We start from the raw sequence: 19,719 nt of genomic DNA on the forward strand, positions 1-19,719 counted from the left end.
GTCACTCACTCGCACTGCCCGAATTGCCTTAGCGCAAAGCCCTCTGGTTTTTATTGAACAACACCACGTAGAGCACCGGAATCAACCCAAGGGTCACCAATGTGCCCAGCGCCAGGCCACCCATCAGCGTGATCGCCATGCCTTCCCACAGTGGGCCGGCGAAGAGCATCAGCGGGATCAACCCGATAATGCAGGTCAGCTTGGTCATGACGATGGGGCGCAGGCGTTTCACGGCAGCATTCACCACCGCTTCGTACACCGGCAGGCCATAGTGGAGTTCCGCTTCAATCCGTTCCAGCAGCAACACGGCGTTGTTGACGATAATCCCCGCCAAGGACAACAGGCCGAACGTGGCCATGAAGCCGAACGGGTAGCCTGTGATCAGCAGCGCGATCGCAACGCCGATCAATACAAAGGGGATTGCGGAGATGACGATCAGCACCTTGCGCAACGAATTGAATTGCCAGACGAACAACAGCAGCATGGCGATCAGCGCGTGGGGCAGGTATTGCAACAGCGCCTGGTTGGCGTCTGCCGAGTCTTCGATTTCGCCCCCCAGCTCAACGCGGTAGCCCGGCGGTAAGGCCAGTGCGGCCACCTGCGGGGCCAGCTGTTCGACGATGGAGGTCGCCGTCAATGAAGGGTTGTGCCCGACCACGGTGATGCAGCGCTCCTGATTGCGGCGCACCAGTGTGGAGGGTTCGCTGGACGCGACGATGTTCGCGATGGCCGTCAGCGGCAGCGGGGTCGAGCCGTCGGCCGGGTAGACCAGAATGCCGCGCAGATCGGGCGAGTCATGGTTGGCCGTGGCGGGTTCGCGCACCACCAGAGGGACGCGTGTTTCGTTGTCCTGCAACGACGAGATCTGGATGCCGCCGAAGTGTAGTTGCAACGCCTGGGCAATCGCTTGGGTGTCTACACCGGCACGGCGAGCACTGTGCTGATCGACCTCGACGGTATAACGCGCCAGTCGCGTGCTCCAGTCATTGTGCACATCCAGTGTGCCAGGCACGTTACGTAAGGCCTGCTCGATCTGGCCGGCCAGGGTGCGTAATACGTTCTCGTCCGGACCCAGCACGCGATAGATGACGACACCGGCCTCGGTGGTGCCCAGGGAAAACCGTTTCGGCTCGGCGCGCAGTTCAGGGTGTTCTTTGAGCAGGTAGCGACGCATATTGGCGATGACCGCGTCGATATCCGTACCAGCCTTGACGCTGACCGTGAAGTACGCGGTTTCCGGTGCCGGCAAGGGCGGGTTGAGGCCCAGCACGATGCGCGGCCCGCCATCACCCACGTAGCCGATGCTGTCGACCACCTGCGGTTCCCTGCTCAGCCACAGGCTGATCTCATGCACCTTTTGCAAGGTTTTGCGCGAGCCGCTGCCGGGCTCCAGGGTGATGGGCACCTGAAACTGCAAGCGGTCCGACTGAGGCAGGAAGTCATAGGGCACGCGCATCAGTTCGAACACGGCGGCGCCCAGCAACACCAGCATGGCAATCAGAAACAGCGCCTTGTGCTGCAGCACACGGCAGATGACGGCCCGATAGCCACGGTAAAAACCGCTGTCGTAGTTACCCTCCGACGCCGCGTGACGCGCAGCCTTGGCGAAATACAGGCACAACAATGGCGTAACCGTGATGCTCAATAACCACGAGCCGAGCAGGGTGAGCGCCAGCACGATGGCCAATGAGCGCAGGTATTCATTGGTGCTGGTCTGGCCCAGAAAGAACGGCGAGAACGCCAGCACAATCACCAGTGATGAGGTCAACAACGGAATCGCCAGGGTGCGTCCTGCCTCTTCGCAGGCCTGGCGCCGTTCTTCACCGGCCTGCAACCGGCGTTCAATGTCCTCGGCGATCACAATACCGTTGTCCACCAGCAAGCCGAGCGCGAGGATGATCGCGGCGATCGATACCGTTTGCAACTCCACCCCCAGCATGCGCATGGCGATCAACGTACCCAGAATGGTCAGCGGCACGATGGCGCCTACCACCAGCCCGGTGCGCCAGCCCAGAAACAGCATCACCACGGCCATGACGATGACGACTGTCTCGATCATCACATGCTTCATCTTGGCCATTTGCTGATCGACCACATCGGCTTGGAACGTCACCACATGCGCGGCAAAGCCCAGTGGGAGTTGCTTTTCCAACTGCGCCAAACGAGCGCGCAGGGCTGCGCCGAACTGATGAATGTTCTGCCCGGCCGCCATGGACACAGCCAGCACCACGGCGTCCTGGCCCTGGTACACCGCGGCGGTCTGTGGCGGGTCGGTAGCCATCACCGAAACCTGCGCTATGGCGCCTAGCGCAATGGTTTGCGCGGCGCCGGTGGTAATCGGCAATTCGCGCAGTTGATCCACGCTGAGCAGTTCGCCGGTCACGGTGAGGGTCGTGATCTGCCCGCCGATGTTGGCGATGCCGCCAGGCGCCAACACATTCTGCTGCTGCAATTGCTGGAACAACTGTTGCGGGGACAAACCCATGCCAGCCAGGCGCTGCGGGTTGAAATCGATCGATAGTTGTTGGTCTTGGATACCGTGCAAGGTGACCTGGCCAATGCCGGGTAACCCGCCCAATTGGTCGCGCAGGCGCTTCAACGGTCCACGCATCTCGCTCATGCTGTAGCCGGGCGCGGTGACGGCAATGGAGGCGACAGCGACACGCCCGAAATTGTCATCGACAAATGGGCCCTGGGTGCCCGTTGGAAAGTTCGCACCTGCCTCGGCGGCTTTATTGCGTACTTGTTGCCACAGCACCCCCAGGTCCTTGATTTCGTCGCGAGCCGTCACCTGGATCACCACGCTGCCGGGGTGGATGGTGGTCACGATGTTTTTGATCTGCGACAGCTCGCGCAGCTTTTCTTCCGTGGGGCGGGCCAGCAGTTCTTCGACGCGTTCGCTGGGCAACCCGGGGAACTGGATACTCACCAGTGCGTCGCGGATGGTCACCGAGGGCTCTTCCTGGGTCGGGAAGTTCAGGAACGTTGCCACGCCTGCAAGCAGGATCAACAGGGCGGTGAATAATGTCAGGCGGCTCGCACCCAATGCGTGACGGGTCAGATTGATCATTCGGTCGCGCTCAAACGGCTGGAGGACTGAAGCAGGTTGACGGGCTGGCCGTCGTTGAGAAACGCGACGCCGGTGACCACGACTTGTTCGCCATCTTTGAGACCTTTATCGATGGCGACGCGGCCCTGGTCGATCAGGCCAATGGTGATATCACGCAGGGCGACTTTGCCCTGGGCCGGGTCATAGACGAACACCTGTACCTGGTTGGCGTCGCCACCCATGCGCAGGGCCTGCGTCGGGATAGACAGCGAGAGCGGGGCAGTGCGTGCCAGCCTCACGTTGAGGTTCACGCCGCTGGGCAGCGCGAGTTCGTTGGCGATCAGGCGAAAGCGCGCACTTTGCAGCAAGCCGTTCTGCGCGCGCATCGACAGACCTTCCAATACCATCGGCAGGATAGAGGCGGGCGCGGCCGGGTCGACGGCAACGGCGTGGTCCCCAGGTTTGAGGGCGGTGGCCTGTTCCACCGGCACTTGCACGATAACTTGCAACGCGCCGACGGCCTCCAGCTCCATCACGACTTGGCCGGGAGACAGCTCGCTGTACAACTGCGCGGGTCTTGCCACGACGCGACCGTTAAACGGCGCAATGAGTTGGCCCTGGCGCTGATCGCGTCGCACCAGGTCCAGCGCCGCTTCATCGGTGGCCTGCTGCGCAACGGCCGCCTGCCACGCCGCTTCGGCTTGCTCCACGGCGCTGGCGGCGACGCTGCCCTGGGTATACAGCTGTTGCTGGCGGACCTTGTTGAGCTTGCGTTCGGCGGTCTGCGCCACGCTGGCGAACAAGCTGGCCTGCGCCTGTTTCAAGCGTAACCTGACGGCCGCCGTGTCCAGACTCGCCAGCACCTGGCCTTGTTTCACTGCATCGCCAACGTCAACGTTCAACGCTACCAGGCGGCCCGCACCTTCGAAGGCCAGCGCGGCACGCTCGCGTTGCCGTACGACACCGCTCAAGATCGCGCCGTCGGCCTCCGCGGCGTGCACGCTGGCGACTTTCACCGATCTAACGGCCGGCTCCGGCGGCGGTTCCTCGCGCGAGCAAGCCGCCACAATCAGGCAGGCAAGGCCGAGCAGCAGGGGACGGGCCCAGGGATAAAACAGCTGAGGAAAACCACGCATGCCTGGGACCTCGATATTAGAAGGTGTAGTTGATTGCGAACATGCCAAGGCCTGCATTATTACGCATGACCAACGGGCTCTTGCGGGCCTGGTCGGCGTAATGGGTCAGCGTGAGGCTTACCAGCGTCGACCAGTGCGCGTCCAGGGTGTGTTGCCAGTTCAAGGCGGCGGAGTAGGCATAGATCCCGGCGTCGGCGTCATATCGCCCGTAGAGCGAGCGTTGGCTCTGTGCCTGGGTGACGCCGAAGAAGGTCTGGTTGTAGCGGCCATCACCAGCATGGGCGTCGACGTCCAGGGCCAGGGTATCGCTGTCAGAGTGGAACAGGATGCCTTCCAGGCCGAATCGGTAGCGGTTGCCGCGATGCTCGCCGGCCATGCGCAGTTCGGCTTCGCCGCTGACCGACAGCCAGTCGAACAGTTGCTGGCTGAGGGTGAAGTCGGCGACGGTTGCGCCGTTGATATCACCCAGGCCATTCAACTCGCGTCCGCCCGGGCGTGTGGTGTTGTCCTTTTCCTTGCGGCCCAGGTCGTAGTTGATCGCCATGCTGGCGCCGAAACCGCTGTCGGATTGAAATTGCAGGCCCACGCCACGGGTGGTGTCGGCAAACAGTACCCCGTGCTGGAGACTGAACATCGGCAACACGAGTGCGCGGTAACGGTCGGCGCCCATGTAGCGAGGCGTGACGCCCATGCCAAGCCCGAGGGTAGCCGTGGTTTTGTCGGCTGCCGGAGTGGCATCGGCCGCCTGGACGTTGCTCATGAGTGTGCTGCAGGTTAGCAGGGCGGCGCTCCACAGCACGTGGAGGGTAGGGGGAGTGGTCAAGTTCATGGTGAAACCCTTTCTGCGGAGGAAAACAGCGGTGCGCCGGACAGCGCGCGATATAGCGCCAGGCGGTTGAATAGCAACTGGTGGGCCGCCTTGCGTACCTCTATGGCGGATTCGGCCAGGCGAATTGCAGCGGCCAGGTGTTCCGAGCGCGCGGCCGCACCGGCGGTAATCTGTTGGTCGAGGCGCTTGGCCTTCAGTGCCGTAAACGCCTCCAGATCGATTTGCGTGGTGGCGTTGGCCAAGGCTCGTTGGCGTTGGCTCAACAGGTCGGCGATTTCGCGGAAGGCGTCCTGTACGGTCTTTTCGTATTGGGCGACGGCTGATTGGCGGCGAGCTGTGGCCAGGTCCAGGTTGGCCTGGTTGCGGCCACCGTCGAACAGCGGCAGGTTCAGTTGCGGCGTGAACAGCCACGCGCCGCTGCCGGATGAAAACAAGCTGCTCAAGTGCGGGCTGGCGATGCCGGCACCGGTGCTCAAGGTGATCGAGGGAAAGAACGCTGCACGCGCGGCACCGATGTTGGCATTCGCTGCGCGCAGGGCCTCTTCGCATTGGCGCACATCGAACCGCTGCAACAGTCGCTGTGAGGACAGTTCGACCAGCCATGATGGGGTTTCCAGGTAGATGACGGAGATTTGCGCCGTCTCTGTCGAAGGGGCGGCCTGATAACCGGTGACCCACGACAGCGCCTGCAATGCGCGCTCGTGGTCAGCGCTTGCATCCTGCAATTGCTGGGTGGCGCGACGAACCTCGATGTGTTGGGTGTCGACGGTGTCCTGGGCTACCAGGCCTTCCTTTTGCTGGCCGACGAGCATGCTAAGCAGCTGGTTTTGGTTGTCGGAAATGGACTGCGTGTCGGCCTGCACGCCTGCTTGCAAGCGCTCCTGCAAATACAGTCGGGCTACTTCGACGATCAGCGCCTTGCGCGTGGCCAGGGCGCCGTAGCGCGTCGCCAGGTAGTCATGCTGCGCAGCGTCGGCCAGGCTGCGGACCCTGCCGAAAAAATCCAGCTCGAAGTCCGATACCCCCAAGGAGGCCACTGCGATGTCCTGCCCATAACGCTCGTCGGCAGCCTTGTCGTGCAAGTGCTGGCGGTTGCGTTGCAGCCCTAGTGCCGTCGTGGGCCAGCGGTCGGCGCGGGAAATGCCGTACTGGGCACGAGCCTGTTCGACACGCAATAACGCCAGGCGCAGGTCGCGATTGTAGTTCAGGGCCTGATCAACCAACTGGGGTAACTGCGCCGATGAATCCAGCCCGGCCAGCAGCTGTTTTTCTTCCTCGGAAAGCTTTTCTACTTCGTGGGTCATGGTCGAAGGCACGCCGGTAGTGGGTGCGCCTTGCAGGTTGTCTGGCACCGGCAGCGCTGGCGTCTGGTACGCCGGAGCCAGCGAACAGCCGGCCAGCATGCCGACCAGCAGCAAAACCGCGCCGAGGCGTTCAGGCAGTTTGATAGGCTTGGACAGCGGTGCACTTGTCGGCATAGGATCGGTTCGCGAAAGTTTGGCGTAAGGCAATACTGGCAGTGGACTTTCAATAAACCGTTCGTGAATTATCAAGGTTTCATCAAGGGGCTTCTTTGTGTCAGGAAAACGTATCCTTATCGTCGAAGACGACGCTGACAGCGCCAATATTCTGGAGGCCTATCTGCGCCGGGATGGCTTTGAGGTGGCCTTGGCGGAAGACGGCCGACGCGGGTTGGACCTGCACGAAAGTTGGTGCCCCGATCTGATATTGCTCGACGTGATGCTGCCGCGCTTGAGTGGCACTGAGGTGCTGTCCGCCGTGCGTCGCAGCAGTGACACGCCGGTGATCATGGTCACGGCCATGGGCGACGAACCGGAAAAGCTCGGCGCTTTGCGTTATGGCGCGGACGACTATGTGGTCAAGCCCTACAGCCCGCGAGAGGTGGTAGCGCGGGTGCATGCGGTGTTGCGGCGTACCGCGGGCAGCCAGCCGGTAGAACAACTGCTGCGCCATGAGAACCTGCGGGTGGACCTTGCCGCTTTTACTGCGGCCATTGAGCACTGTGGTATGCCATCGCAGTTGCTGGACCTCACGCCGACTGAATTCAAGCTGCTGGTCACGTTGCTCAAGACTCCCTCCAAGGCCTTCACACGCGATGAGTTGCTGGAAATCTGCCTGCCGGAAAGCGAAGCCCTGGCCCGCGTCGTCGACGCCCACGTGCATAACCTTCGGCGCAAGCTCGAAACCCATGGCATCGCCGGGGTGTTGGTGACAGTGCGCTCCATTGGCTATCGGTTCCGGTAAGCAGCATGCTTGAGCAATCACGGGTCAACGACAAACCTTTGTGGCGCTGGGTCGGCATGCGCATGAGCCTGTTGGCGATCGGCGCCGTGGTGGCTATCGCCTTGTGCATGTGGATCAACTTCAAACTGTCTGACCGGTATTTTTTGCAACACTTGCCGCCGGCGGCGCGCAAGGAGTTGCTACAACTGCGCGCCGAGCCGCAGCTCAACGAGGTACGCTTGCGCCAGCTGGTTGCCGAATATTACCCGGTGGAGTTCTTCCAGCCGAACATCGCCAATCGTGACTGGCTGATCTTGGTCGGTCTGGTGCTGGCCGCCATCCCGATCATCATCGTCTGTGGCTTGTGGTTTTCGCGCCCCTTGTCCAGCCAGTTCTCGGCAATAGCCCAGGGCGCGCGTCGGGTCGCCGGCGGTGATTTCTTCACGCGGCTGCCGAGTCATCCACACACCCCCGACGAGCTGCAACGGCTGGTCAGCGACTTCAACAGCATGACGACGCAATTGGAGCGTTATGAGCGGGATGTGCATGAGTCCAGCGCGGTCATCGCCCACGAACTGCGGACACCGTTGAATGCCGCCATGGGGCGCGTGCAGGGCATGCTTGATGAGGTCTTCCCCAGTAACGCTGCGCAGTTGGGCATGGTCAAGCGACAACTCGATCAACTCAGGAAACTGGTGGATGATCTGCATCTGTTGTCTATGGCCAGGGCGGGGCGGCTAGTGCTTGAATGCAGCGACTTTTCCCTGGCGGCTTTGGTGAGCGAACGGCTGGCCTGGTTCCAGCCGTATTTGGATGAGGCAGGCGTGCAAACGCAGGTAAGTATTGCGGACGGGTTTCGTATCCATGCCGATCGCGATCGACTTGGCCAGGTGCTGAATATCCTGGTCGACAACCTGTTGCGCTATGCTGCAGGGGGCGGGGAATTGGACATCATGGCGCGTCAATTCGAAGAGCGCGTTGTGATTGAGATCGGTGACCGAGGGCCGGGTATTGAAACACAGCACCTGGACAGTGTATTTGACCGCTTCTGGCGGGCGGAGCGCTCCAGGGCGCGTTATTCGGGCGGTAGCGGGTTAGGCCTGTCCATCGCCCGTGCGATCTGCCAGGCTCATGGCGGCACCATTGCTGCTAGCAATCGCGCACAGGGTGGCACGCTGATCAGCGCGGAATTTCCGATGTAGGCCTCCAGTTATATGTTTATCGTGTATTGGCGGTTGATTTCCCTGTTGACCCGGTCCGATGGTCAAGCCAGTGTGCCGTTCTCGAAATAAGTTATTGATAATCTCCTCTAAACTTTAACCGTCATCCTTGCCTTGGGGAGCCTGCAGTGGCGCTCCGGACATAACGCTTCCACCGAAGAAACAATTAAGCTGAAACGGCGAGTCCGCTCTGCGACCGTCGCGTACAGGGAGGGTGGGCGTGTAGGCATAATCCTATTGGCCGCCGAAAGCGAAACCCGAGATAACATTGCGCGGCTGAGCGGCTTCTCCTGCACAACAATTACTCAGTCGTTCAGTGTTTCCAGGCACATCAACCGTTGGACGACAAGTTGGGACGCAAATCATCATTGCCTTCGGCGGCCGTCCGCGGTGTCTTGGAACAGGTCAAGCGACCTTGCATCGGGAAACCGTGCTGGAGCTATCAGAGCATGGCAAGGGCGGCGGGCATTTCCTCGACCACCGCCCATAAACCATGGGCCGTGCTGCTCATGTATGAGCGTGGAGAAGCGCTTCTCTCAAGACACTGCGGCGTACATCCGTGATGGCAAATTTGCTTCTGTGCTTGAGCTGAAGAGATCCATTACAACGTTCTTGGCGTCAGGCGACGCTGAGCCGACCCTCTGCGTTTGGAGTGCTAAGGGAGCGTAGCAACTGAGCAAAGCTCAACTAGTGCGTGAGGGGGCGGATATAGTAAATACTAAGTAAATCATTTCGAGAACAATGCACTAGTGAGATTTATAGGTTGAAGAAAAAACTTTCAATAGAGGTGTTAATGATTAAAAACCCTTTCCCTAACAGGCAAAGGGTTGTCATTGGTTGCATGATCCAGGCTGCGATGACAATTTTAAGAAGTTGTGATGCACGCGTTTAATTTTACGACTCGTTGATCAAATGCTTTGTAAAAAATGAAAATCAGGGCTGCTATGAGGTTCAACGCCGCGGGAATAAGTGAAACAGACATGCTAATCCCTGAAAGTGCGCTTCCCGGCTGGTCGATGAAGCCTTCAGTCGTTTCGACCAAACCGGTGGCCATGAAAATCGCGCCGCTCAAAAGGGCTCCTGTGGCGAATCCTAGCTTTTCTCCCGCAATAAAAATGCCGTTGTACATAGCTTCCGTTGTTAGCTCAGTGTCTGATGTAGTGTTTTCTCGAATGCAGTCTGCCAGCATTGAGAAGGTAAAAACTTGAATGCCTCCCTCGTGCATACTTGCAAGGGTCACTACTGCTAGAAGAGTGGTAAGTGGAGTGGTGGCGCCCACAAAAAAATAGGCAGTGGAGAAGATGACAATCAAGCATAAGCCAGTAATGTAAGCGTAAAATTTTCCGACCAGCCTCCCCAGCCAGACATAAAGTGGTATCACTAGCACTGATGTACCAAATGAGAGCAGAAACAGAAGTGCAAGGAAGTCGGTATCACGTTGCAGGATGTAGGCTACGAAATAGGCTAAGGCAGCCCCAGTAACTCCTGCTCCGACGATGTGTAGGAAATACGCAGATAAAAGCAGAAGAAAAGGACGGTTACTTGAGATTGAGGTCCAAATCTGACGAAAAGAAGGTGGGGTAGTTGTATTTTTTCGAGCTGGCTCACGAGCGGTAACGAAAGTAATCATCGTGGCAACGGCCATTACTGCTCCCATCGCTATCCCCATAGCGGCATAACCATCTTTGCCTCCACCAAAATGCTCCACAATGAGGGGAGCACCAGCACCCGCTAGAAGACATCCCACCATCGAGTACATCGTCCGGTAGGAGTTCAGCGATGTTCGATCATGGTAATCGGTTGCGATTTCTGAATTAAGCGCCAGGAACGTCACGGGAAAACAAGAAAAACAGACAGTGCAGATGCTGAAGGCACCGATCACAAAGAAAGCAGAGACCGTTGCCGAAGAGAATGGCGATACCCAGATCAAGGCAAAACTTGGCAGGATTGTCAACGCAGCAAACAACATGTAAGGGCGCCGTCTTCCTAGTCGGGTCGTGGTGCGGTCGGACAGTGCGCCGATAAATGGATTGGCGAATAGATCGATGACTTTGGGTAGAAACGCCGCAGCTGTTGCCAGTGCTACTGGAATACCCAATATGTTCGTCATATAGAACATCAGCAAAATGCTAGGGGTGACCGAGTAGATGCCGGATGCAAGGTCTCCAATGGTATAGATCGGATACCAGACAAGGTTTTTCGGTTTTTGAGTGTTCATGTCAGTAAGGCCACCAAAAATTGTGATTTTTGTGAAGGGGGCAGGCAATTGTTTGTGGAGGATGGGGTCGCTAAGTGCTCGCCGTAGCTCCATTTTCTTCTTGTTAGCGCTCAGGCATTGCTCGTTGCGTCATACCTGGTTGCTTTGACCTGGATGAACGCTTTCTCTGTTAAGTTCTTGCACTGTAATAGTGCAAAAAACTACATCGACTCATCAAGTTGCTCCCTTTTCGAAAGAAAAATCGTTCGTGGAAGGCAGCGTTTCATGCTTTTTGTGTGCCCGCTATCCGTAGGCAAACCCAGATTCGATGTACCTTTACATGCACGCTTGGAGATGGCATTTTTTTTGCATTAACCTGGCGTAAGTTAGCTTTACACGGCTAAAATTCCTGGTCAAGGACGATTTATGTGGATTACACCCAAAAATTCGTTTGCTTCAACAGATTTGCGGCCATATTATCTGACTAAAATAAAAATATGGGTCGCTGAGCTTTGCCACAATCAAGGCTGCCCACAGGAGAAAAGCAATGACTGAATGTACAACAGGTTCCCTGATGCAGATCGCCTATGTCGTTGAGGATATCGATCTTGCAGTCAAGCACTGGGCTGAGAAGCTCGGCGTCGCACCATTCTTTGTCACCCGGCACGCAAAATACTCCAAGCTCACGTATCAAGGTGAGCAAGCCTATTGCGACATCAGTCTCGCGTTTGCTTACTCAGGTGACTACCAGATTGAGCTTGTCCAGCAACATAACGACATGCCATCTGTCTTTCGGGACTTTGTCGAGCGCAATGGGTTCGGGATGCATCATGTCGGGATCCTGGCCGAAGACCTTGAAGAAGAAATACTAAAGCTGGCGGCACGAGGGGTCGATCCCGTACAGCATTGCATTTCAGAGCTGGGGGTTGAGGCGATATTTTTTAACTGCGACCTTCATCCAGGTGGAATGCTCGAATTGATACAGGCGACCCCTGTTCTGAGTGCGGCGTTTAGCTACATGAAGGATGCGGCAAAAAACTGGGACTGCACGAGTCCTTATTTAATCGAATACTGAATTTTCAATACCTAATAACTAATTTTCTAACGAATTCGCCCGGTCTGTTGCTGAAAGGCCGAAATATAACTGAAAGTTGAGAAAACGTGATGATGCTAAAAATCGGTGATGTTGAGTATCCATCTTTAAAGGGTAAAGTCTCGGAGGAGGAGTGGCAGGCGCGTGTAGAGCTAGCTGCTATGTATCGATTGGTTCCAATGATGGGGTGGGATGATCAGTCTCTGACTCACTGCTCTGCGCGGATCGGTGAGCACTATCTTTTTAATCCACTTGGGTTTTTGTTTGAAGAAATCACTGCCTCCAGTTTGGTGAAAGTCACCCTTGATGGTGAGATTGTTTCGGATACGCCGTTTGAGATTACCATCGGGGGGTGGTATGTAATGAAAGCGGTACATGCGGTTCGTGAAGATGCTAACTTTGTTATTCATACGCATGATGATTTCGGTGCTGCCGTAGCCGCCCAGAAAAGAGGGCTGCTCCCTATATCACAACCGGCGGCGTTTGCGATTGGTGATGGTTTGGCTTATCACGATTATGAGGGCGTCGAAACCTATGAGGCGCGCATGCCTTCTCTTCAAGCGTCGCTGGGGAAAGCCAATAATAACCTTATTCTTCGCAACCATGGTTTGTTGACGTTGGGGTACTTTGCCAAGCACGCGTTTCTGCGACATCATAATTTGAGAAAAGCATGCCGTATTCAAGTAATGGCAGGGGCGGATGGCTGTGAACTGGTTGAAGTTCCAACGCCCATTTTAGAAACGTTTCCAGTTGAAATTATGCGAGCGGCCTCTGGGGAGGGCAATGATGCTTGGCCTGGGTTGCTTCGAAAGCTTGAACGTCTTGATCCAGGGTTTAAAGATTGATATTCGTTTGTCAGTAGCATTCAGGTACTGACTATTTACTGAGTCTTGGTGCGAAGGTTTAATGGAAAACGATAATAAGTTTATCTATCGGGCTGTGCTATCCAAAATTTAGTATTTTGGGCTGATGGTGGTTGATAACTTTCGGGGAAACAAGAATGATACCAATTCGAATGATAACGACTGCTCTCGCATATATTGCCGCGACCGCTGTGTATGCATCTCCAAATAGCGCTGATATTGCCAAACTGGGGAGTGAGCTAACGCCAATTGGCGCTGAAGTGGCCGGAAGCAGTAGCGGAGGAGTTCCTGCATTTGGTGGAGCGGTAATGCATGCTCCTACTGGGTGGTCTGCGGGAGCAAAACCCGTCGATCCATACTCGAGGGAAAAGCCACTTTACATTATTGATGCTGGGAGCGCTGACCAGTACAAGGACAGGCTTTCACCCGGACAATACGCTCTAGTAAAGTCGCTGCCTGGTTATAGTATGGCTGTATTTGAATCTCATCGAAGTTGTGGTATCCCGACCGTTGTTGCCGAGCAAACAAAAAAAAATGCAAGCCTTGCTTCTCTTGATGGTGAAGATCGTCTAACTGCAGCAGTCGGTGGTGGTTATCCATTTCCTTTACCCAAAAGCGGAGCGGAAATCATTTGGAACCATAAACTGCGCTATAACGGACCATCTGTTGAGACGTACGTTGTCAATGTCATTCCGCCTAAAGGCTCGAAAGGAACTGATTTTGGTGAGGTCCAGCTCTATTTGGATCAGTTGTATTTTCCGATGGCGTCAACCTCAGTAACAAGTCCTACCGAAGTAGGCAATGTCGAGTCTGCGTTGCGAGAGCAAACTTTGGCACCTCCGTCGGTCGCAGGTGATGGCGTTGCGTCCATCTCTTACATAGATAAGCCTACAGAAGCTAATTTGTATTTTTCTGCTCAACGCAGGATGCGTCGCGCACCCAACTATCAGTACGACGCGCCAATTTTAAATACGGATAACCTCATCACTGCCGATGTGGCCTGGATGTTCAACGGCGCAATGGATAGATATGACTTTAAGCTGATCGGAAAGCGAGAACTGCTCATTCCTTATAATACCTTCTCGCTTTATGACCATACGCTAAAAGCAACGGATGTGTTTCAAGGGGAGTTTATAAAGCGCAGTATGGTGCGTTATGAACTTCATCGGGTGTGGGAGGTTGAGGCCACCGTCAAAGCAGGGAAACGGCACTCAATGCCGAAACGAGTATTTTATGTCGATGAAGATACTTGGACTATATCCGTTCAGGATCTTTATGATAGTTCTGGAAAGACCTGGCGTACTATGGAAGGGTATTTGGTTCCTGAGTATTCATTGGGTACATGTTTTCTCGCTGGCAGTACGATATACGATGTTCAAGCTGGTCGGTATGCCGGGCAAAGTATTGTTGCCGCCTCCGGTAAACCTGCTCGGTTTTCGAACGATTTGAAAGCCAGCGATTTTTCCGCTGATGCATTCCGGCGATGGATTGGTCGCTGATAGTACTGAACTTTATAGTTACTAGCGGAGCTTCCTCCAATGAAAATAAGTACTAATCTTCGAAAATTTGGCGTGTCGCCTGCAGCAACGTTAGCATCGGCATGTTTACTTCAGTACGCCCCGGCAGGCCATGCAGCATTATTTGATTTGGGAAATGGGGTGTCGGGTAGTTTTGACAGTACCTTGTCTATTGCGACTCAGATTAGAACTGGCAATCCGAGTTGCCGCTATGTTGGCTATGACAACGGGGGGTGTCCAAGCGGCTCATCGGCTCGTGCTTCTGGCGTTTTTGATCAGACTGGCATAGTCAATATAGATGACGGGGACCTGAATTATAAAAAAGGGCGCCCATTCAGTACCACCGTTCGAGGGGTGCATGATCTTTATATACGAGCGCCAGACGATCTGAAAGTGCTTCTGCGCGCAGCGTGGTTCAAAGACTACTCCGTTACGCATACGGAAAGGACATCAATTGAGGGTGATGCTCATGATGATGCCGTTTCAGATATAGAATTGTTGGACGCCTACGTCGATAAAGGTTTTCAGTGGCAAGAACAGTCAGCTAGTGTCCGTATCGGCAATCAAGTAATCAATTGGGGCGAGGCGCTTTTAACTCAAGGTGGTATCAACGAAGCGAACCCGCTGGATATACGTAAAGCGACTGCAGCAGGGGTGCAACTAAAGGAGCTGTATATTCCGCGGCCGATGTTTAGTATTAGCAGCAGTTTAACTGACAAGCTTGGGGTGCAAGCGTTTTATGAGCTAGGATTCAAGCCTTCAACATTGCCTGCCTCCGGTACGTTCTTCAATACCGCAGATTTATTGGGGGCGGGGGGGCGAGCACTATATTTTGGTACTAATGCGCTGGCCGGCTTTATAGGGCCAGGCGCAATTGGTGGTGATAACGGAACAATAGACGCTGTCACTGGTCGCCCGCTTACAGTTGAAGAGCGTCTTGCCAGAGGGTTCGCTGTTGGTCGTGGTCGTGATATCAAGCCGGGCTCTGACCAGTGGGGCATAAGCATGAAGTACGCCTTGGATTCGGGTGACGAGTTTGGTCTTTATTACATGCGCTACCACGAAAAATTACCGATGGTTTCGTATGTGATGGACGCTAATAGTCTAGTTGCTACTAATACCGGGGGTGGATTTCCTGTGGCTGCCTACGCTGCTGAATATGTCGGTAATCGCGACGTATTCGGCGCCTCCTATAATTTAAAATTAGGTGATTTCTCCTGGGGGATGGAGGCGGCTTATCGCCCGAATCAAGTTTTAGCAATTGATCCAACGACGTTGTTTAACACCGGTTTATCTGGCGACTGTGCCGGACTTCCAAGTGGCTCTATATGTCATGGGTTTGTAGAGACCAAGAAGTGGCAGTTTACGGTGTCAGGCATGGAAATTTTGCAGTCGTCAAGCTGGGGAGGGTTAGTTGGTCTTCTCGGAGCGACTGAGGGTACGCTGCTGGCTGAAATGGCGGCGGCCTACTATCCCGATTTAGACCGTTCTCGGCTACAGGCTCCCTTGGCGTCTGCACCTCTAAATAGCACCCTCGTACCATATTCTAATAGTATTGGTTATGAGGTGCCGACAAAAAGCTCTGGAGGTCTCGCTTTCGATCTAGTGTTGAACTACGCAAACGTATTTGGCACGCGAATTAAAGTTTCACCGGAACTCGCGGTTAACCAGGGCCTATGGGGGATCGCAGCGCAGTCAATGCCTGGATTTTCAAGAGATGTAGGACAGATGACTGCGGCGTTGAATATTGACTTCAAAACAGAAGTTCCGTTGAAAGCACGTTTGGATTACACGCAATTCTACGGCGGGGGGGATACCAATCCGATGCAGGATCGTGATTACGTTAGTATTTCACTTAGTAGTTCATTCTAGGCCGTATTATTCGACCTGGCTTGATAAGGCAGGTCGATTACCCCAATAATCTTTCAGAGGTGCGACAGAGTTCGTAATGTCCTCATGCTAATAAGAGTTATTAATATTCTGGAGTCTTGGCTGTTTGGGCACCGCGCACTGGTTATCAGCCTATTCGCGTTGGCGACACTCGTTGCAGGTTTTTTTGCGGTGGAGCTGCGAATGGAGGCAGGGTTTGAGAAGCAGTTGCCTCAAGATCATGAGTACATCAAAACATTCAATGAATTTCGGGACCAACTATTTGGAGCTAATCGGGTAACTGTGGTTTTGCACTCCAGGCACGGTGACATCTGGAACGAAAATGGGTTACGGCGGTTGCTTGATGTGACTGAAGCTATCAGTGCTTTACCGGGTGTGAACCGGTCGTCGGTGACTTCGTTGTGGACGCCCAACGTTTTCTTTACGCAAGTAACCGAGAATGGCTTTGAAGCTCAGCCGGTAACGGGGGGGGATGTTGCTCCAAATGGTCTTACCGATGAGGTGATCGCCCAGATCCGCGACCGTGCAACTCGAGGAGGGCATATAGGAACCTTGGTTTCGAATGATCAGACCAGTGGTGCAGTCACCGCTGATTTATTCGATCAGGAGCCGGGGTCAGGCCAGAAGTTAGACTATATTGCGTTCAATAAGTTGTTAGAAGGTGAGATTCGAACCAAATTTGAGAATGACGATTATGAGGTACAGATCATTGGCTTTGCAAAGCAAATAGGAGCCATTGCAGATGAAGGTCGTGCCTCCACGCCATTTTTTATTTTGGCGTTTGTGCTTACGGCGCTTGCAGTATTTTGGTATTGTCATTCGATTAAGCTTACTGTACTACCGCTATTTTGCTCGCTTATCTCTTTAGTCTGGCAGTTAGGGGCTTTGCATTTACTCGGTTATGGGTTGGATCCCCTTGCAGTGTTAGTGCCTTTCTTAGTTTTTGCGATCGGCGTTTCGCATGGTGTACAGCAAATAAATTTTATTGTTAGAGAACTTGCAGCCGGCAATACGGCAATGGGTGCTGCGCGTGCCAGCTTTACAGGCTTGCTTATTCCTGGAACTCTGGCTCTTGTGACGGCTCTCGTCAGTTTTATTACATTGTTGATGATTCCGATTCCAATGATCCACGAGTTGGCGATCACAGCATCTATAGGTGTTTTGTTCAAAATATTAACTAACTTAGTGCTTTTGCCTGTTGCCGCATCCTTCATTAATGTCCCTGCTGAATATGCCCGTAGGGCAATGTTTCATAGAGAACGGCGTAGCGGCTGGCTGACTGGACTCTCTCGGCTTGCTGAACCGCAGTATGCCCGCTGGGTGGTTATGATTGGGGTGGCTGTTTTTTGCCTTGCCTACTGGCAAAGCCTTGGACGACATATAGGTAGCCTCGAGCGAGGAGCACCTGAGCTGAGAGCAGACTCGCGGTTCAATCAGGACGCGCTTTCCATTGCCAGCAGCTTCAATGTTGGATTGGACTGGTTGACAGTTGTATTGGTCGCACCGGCTAACTCCTGTGATAGCCAAGGCTTACTCCAATTAGCGGATGATATGGGATGGGCGATATTTCAAGCCCCTGGTGTAGTTGCTGTTGAGTCAGCGGCAACCCTAGGTAAGGAATATTCCGCAGCGCTCAATGAAGCGAACCCGAAGATGCTGAGCCTGCCAAGGGACTCTCGGGCGTTGGGGGGGGCCATTAATAATCTACAAAAGTTGCAAGGTGTTCGCGCTCGTGATTGCTCCGTCATTGCCGTTAATTTCTATCTTCAAGATCATAAAGCGACGACAATTCAGGAGGTTGTTGAGCGGGTCAAAGCATTTCGCACGAATAACATAGTTGCGGGTGTTGAGATACGTTTAGCTAGTGGAAACGCCGGTGTGCAAGCGGCCATAAACGAGGTCGTGGAGAAGAGTGAAACTCCGATGCTCCTATATGTGTATGGAACTATTCTTTTGTTGGTTTTTCTGACCTACCGCGATTGGCGTGCCATGTTGGTCTGCTGTGTACCTCTGACGGTTGCTACATGGGTGGGCTATTGGTTCATGAAGGATCTGGATATAGGTCTGACAGTTGCAACTTTGCCGGTAATGGTTTTGGCTGTGGGAGTAGGAGTCGACTACGCCTTCTACATATATAACCGTCTTCAATTACACCTATCCAAAGGCATGACAACTACTCAGGCCGCAAAGCATGCACTACTGGAAACGGGCGTTGCTACGATTTTTACAGCAATAACTTTGTCTATTGGGGTCGCGACGTGGTCATTTTCTCAGCTTAAATTTCAAGCAGACATGGGCAAGCTCCTGGCATTTATGTTCATGATTAATATGGTCATGGCCATGACGCTGCTTCCTGCTGTGGCTGTGATGCTGGATAAGTGGATTCCAAGACGTAGACCTGTCCGTGCGTTGGGTATAGCGGCTCATTGAGTACTGATTATGCAAATTTTCCGATTTCGAACTGAGTTCCATTTGGTTGTTTTGTTTATCGCTTTAAGTTGTGCAGGCTCGTCTCTGCAGGTTCAGGCGAGCGCCCTAGACAAGCCGTTACGTATTCCCGCTGATCGGCCGGCCTTGCAAGCAGCTAAGGCCGTGTCTGCCAATATTGTATCGGCCACTCACGCCGGTGGTGGCGATGCGTCCAGGATTGTTGCCGTGGGTGACTATGGCGTGGTGTTGCTCAGTGATGATGGCAAGTCATTTCGACAGGCTGGCGAGGTGCCGGTTCAATCCACGCTGACTGATGTCCAGTTCTTGGATACAGAGCATGGCTGGGCGGTTGGGCACGATGGGGTGGTCCTGTCGACCGATGACGGAGGGGAGCATTGGAGATTGCTTCGGCGAGATGATGCGGCACGGATTCCCTTACTTGGTGTCTGGTTTGAGAACCCTTCGCATGGAATTGCTGTTGGTCAATTTGGCATGGCAATCGAAACACAGGATTATGGAAAAACATGGTCCGTAATCCACCCAGCTGGTGATGACGCTGAGAGCATGGATATGCACCTCAACGGTATTGCAGGTGTTCGAGGAGGTCCGCTTGTTATAGTCGGAGAGCGTGGCTTAATTCTGGTCTCGATGGATAACGGCAAACACTGGGAACAGCACTCCACTGCGCAGAATGGTTCGCTGTGGAATGTCATTCCACTACGAGAAGGCGGATTTGTGGCGGGGGGCATTGGCGGACATCTCTATTTAAGCACAAAAAACGGGCTGCAATGGCGCCGTGTAAAAGTGGAGGGCCAAGAGTCGTTAAACGGTATTACTCAGTTTGATGATGGAAGTATTTGGGTTGCCGCTTCCGGGGGGCTGGTGCTGAGTAGTTATGACGGTGGCGAGACGTTCAATATGTCTACGCGAGCTGACAGGCTACCTCTCACGTCGATTGTCGGCAGCGCTGCAGGTCCAATTTTATTCTCGCCAATAGGGTTGGTTGGCGCTAACTAATCGTGCCACTGATCGGTCGGCAGTGGGTACGAGTTAATGTGGGAGGAGATCAATATGTTTAATTCAAATACAAGAAAAATTAAAACAGCAATTGACTCAAGGCCAGATAGAGAAAAGGAGGATTTTCAAGGAGGTATTGGAGACTGGGTTTGCTGCACGATGTTCATTGCTGTTGGGCTAGGTGCATGGGCGGGTGTGTGGCTGATACATGCTTGGTGGGGCTAATAAGGGGCT

Annotated in this window: 14 protein-coding genes and 1 pseudogene; 10 read left to right on the plus strand and 5 right to left on the minus strand. The window is 54.4% G+C overall.

Annotation, left to right across the window (positions count from 1 at the left end; all coding sequences use genetic code 11):
* Positions 1 to 28: 28 nt before the first annotated feature.
* The 4 genes from ABCR88_RS14815 to ABCR88_RS14830 are packed head-to-tail and all read right to left on the minus strand — an operon-like array spanning position 29 to position 6,492.
* Positions 29 to 3,070, minus strand: coding sequence for an efflux RND transporter permease subunit (locus ABCR88_RS14815; protein WP_236184346.1), 3,042 nt, complete (start codon positions 3,068 to 3,070; stop codon positions 29 to 31).
* Positions 3,067 to 4,185: an efflux RND transporter periplasmic adaptor subunit gene (locus tag ABCR88_RS14820; RefSeq protein ID WP_236184344.1), complete on the minus strand. Its 1,119-nt coding sequence runs from the start codon at positions 4,183 to 4,185 to the stop codon at positions 3,067 to 3,069. Before ABCR88_RS14820 ends, ABCR88_RS14815 begins: the two co-directional genes overlap by 4 nt.
* A 16-nt stretch (positions 4,186 to 4,201) precedes the next feature.
* The gene (locus ABCR88_RS14825) at positions 4,202 to 5,014 is read right to left on the minus strand and encodes a MipA/OmpV family protein (protein WP_236188135.1); all 813 of its coding nucleotides are present in this window, start codon (positions 5,012 to 5,014) and stop codon (positions 4,202 to 4,204) included.
* The gene (locus tag ABCR88_RS14830; RefSeq protein ID WP_236184823.1) at positions 5,011 to 6,492 is read right to left on the minus strand and encodes an efflux transporter outer membrane subunit; all 1,482 of its coding nucleotides are present in this window, start codon (positions 6,490 to 6,492) and stop codon (positions 5,011 to 5,013) included. Before ABCR88_RS14830 ends, ABCR88_RS14825 begins: the two co-directional genes overlap by 4 nt.
* A gap of 97 nt (positions 6,493 to 6,589) precedes the next feature.
* On the opposite strand from ABCR88_RS14830, the gene ABCR88_RS14835 reads away from it, so the two are divergent.
* The 3 genes and pseudogenes from ABCR88_RS14835 (at position 6,590) to ABCR88_RS14845 (ending at position 9,147) form a co-directional block, all read left to right on the plus strand.
* Positions 6,590 to 7,279 carry a response regulator gene (locus ABCR88_RS14835; protein WP_236184342.1) on the plus strand — a complete coding sequence of 230 codons (690 nt, stop codon included), beginning with the start codon at positions 6,590 to 6,592 and terminating at the stop codon, positions 7,277 to 7,279.
* A gap of 5 nt (positions 7,280 to 7,284) precedes the next feature.
* A complete protein-coding gene (locus ABCR88_RS14840; RefSeq protein ID WP_236184340.1) occupies positions 7,285 to 8,460 on the plus strand; it encodes an ATP-binding protein in 1,176 nt (391 codons plus the stop codon).
* 141 nt (positions 8,461 to 8,601) lie between these two features.
* A pseudogene (locus ABCR88_RS14845) lies at positions 8,602 to 9,147 on the plus strand (hypothetical protein).
* 196 nt (positions 9,148 to 9,343) lie between these two features.
* Here the strand turns inward: ABCR88_RS14845 and ABCR88_RS14850 are convergent.
* The gene (locus ABCR88_RS14850; RefSeq protein WP_236184338.1) at positions 9,344 to 10,696 is read right to left on the minus strand and encodes an MFS transporter; all 1,353 of its coding nucleotides are present in this window, start codon (positions 10,694 to 10,696) and stop codon (positions 9,344 to 9,346) included.
* 526 nt (positions 10,697 to 11,222) lie between these two features.
* On the opposite strand from ABCR88_RS14850, the gene ABCR88_RS14855 reads away from it, so the two are divergent.
* The 7 genes from ABCR88_RS14855 to ABCR88_RS14885 all read left to right on the plus strand — a co-directional run bounded on the left by ABCR88_RS14855 (position 11,223) and on the right by ABCR88_RS14885 (position 19,710).
* Entirely contained in the window at positions 11,223 to 11,750 is a 528-nt protein-coding gene (locus ABCR88_RS14855; RefSeq protein ID WP_108538195.1) for a VOC family protein, read from the plus strand.
* An 89-nt stretch (positions 11,751 to 11,839) separates the two neighbouring features.
* On the plus strand, positions 11,840 to 12,613 hold the full coding sequence (locus tag ABCR88_RS14860; RefSeq protein ID WP_236178709.1) for a class II aldolase/adducin family protein: 774 nt from the start codon (positions 11,840 to 11,842) through the stop codon (positions 12,611 to 12,613).
* A 170-nt stretch (positions 12,614 to 12,783) separates the two neighbouring features.
* Positions 12,784 to 14,130 carry a DUF1329 domain-containing protein gene (locus tag ABCR88_RS14865; protein ID WP_236178710.1) on the plus strand — a complete coding sequence of 449 codons (1,347 nt, stop codon included), beginning with the start codon at positions 12,784 to 12,786 and terminating at the stop codon, positions 14,128 to 14,130.
* Between the two features lie 39 nt (positions 14,131 to 14,169).
* The gene (locus tag ABCR88_RS14870) at positions 14,170 to 16,020 is read left to right on the plus strand and encodes a DUF1302 domain-containing protein (protein ID WP_236184330.1); all 1,851 of its coding nucleotides are present in this window, start codon (positions 14,170 to 14,172) and stop codon (positions 16,018 to 16,020) included.
* An 84-nt stretch (positions 16,021 to 16,104) separates the two neighbouring features.
* On the plus strand, positions 16,105 to 18,468 hold the full coding sequence (locus ABCR88_RS14875; RefSeq protein WP_236178712.1) for an efflux RND transporter permease subunit: 2,364 nt from the start codon (positions 16,105 to 16,107) through the stop codon (positions 18,466 to 18,468).
* A 9-nt stretch (positions 18,469 to 18,477) separates the two neighbouring features.
* Positions 18,478 to 19,485 carry a YCF48-related protein gene (locus ABCR88_RS14880; RefSeq protein WP_108538191.1) on the plus strand — a complete coding sequence of 336 codons (1,008 nt, stop codon included), beginning with the start codon at positions 18,478 to 18,480 and terminating at the stop codon, positions 19,483 to 19,485.
* A gap of 54 nt (positions 19,486 to 19,539) precedes the next feature.
* Positions 19,540 to 19,710 carry a hypothetical protein gene (locus ABCR88_RS14885; protein ID WP_158275423.1) on the plus strand — a complete coding sequence of 57 codons (171 nt, stop codon included), beginning with the start codon at positions 19,540 to 19,542 and terminating at the stop codon, positions 19,708 to 19,710.
* Positions 19,711 to 19,719: the final 9 nt, after the last annotated feature.

The sequence above is a fragment of the Pseudomonas sp. W17 genome, from assembly GCF_040268305.1.
Taxonomy (GTDB): Bacteria; Pseudomonadota; Gammaproteobacteria; order Pseudomonadales; family Pseudomonadaceae; genus Aquipseudomonas; species Aquipseudomonas protegens.